At 39.7% G+C, this 468-nt stretch carries 2 tRNA genes; both read left to right on the top strand.

Features of this window, described 5'->3' with window-relative positions:
* Window positions 1–113 precede the first annotated feature (113 nt).
* Window positions 114–187 (top strand) — tRNA-Ile (locus CES82_RS12030).
* Window positions 188–209: 22 nt separating this feature from the next.
* Window positions 210–282 (top strand) — tRNA-Ala (locus tag CES82_RS12035).
* Window positions 283–468 lie beyond the last annotated feature (186 nt).

Consider the following 468-nt stretch of genomic DNA (forward strand, 5'->3'; position numbering starts at 1 on the left):
GAACCTGCGGCTGGATCACCTCCTTTCTAAGGAATAATACGGAAACCTGCACATGAGACAAAACTTTGTTTAGTTTTGAGAGGTCTACTCTCAATTAGATATAACGCTTTATTGGGCCTATAGCTCAGCTGGTTAGAGCGCACGCCTGATAAGCGTGAGGTCGATGGTTCGAGTCCATTTAGGCCCACTCAACAAACTTTGTTTGTTATGGGGAATTAGCTCAGATGGGAGAGCACCTGCTTTGCAAGCAGGGGGTCAGCGGTTCGATCCCGCTATTCTCCATTGATTCCGTAAGGGAATCAAAGAATTGGTTCTTTGAAAACTAGATAATATCAATTTTCTTTTATATTAATTAATTTCATTAATTAAGCCGAGAACACCGCGTATTTTGAGTTTTTTATTAGTAAAGTTTATTTACTTCGCGTAATACTCAATTAATCCGTCACGTAAGTGATGAGGTTAAGTTAA

It is taken from the genome of Secundilactobacillus silagincola, assembly GCF_002583405.1.
GTDB lineage: Bacteria > Bacillota > Bacilli > Lactobacillales > Lactobacillaceae > Secundilactobacillus > Secundilactobacillus silagincola.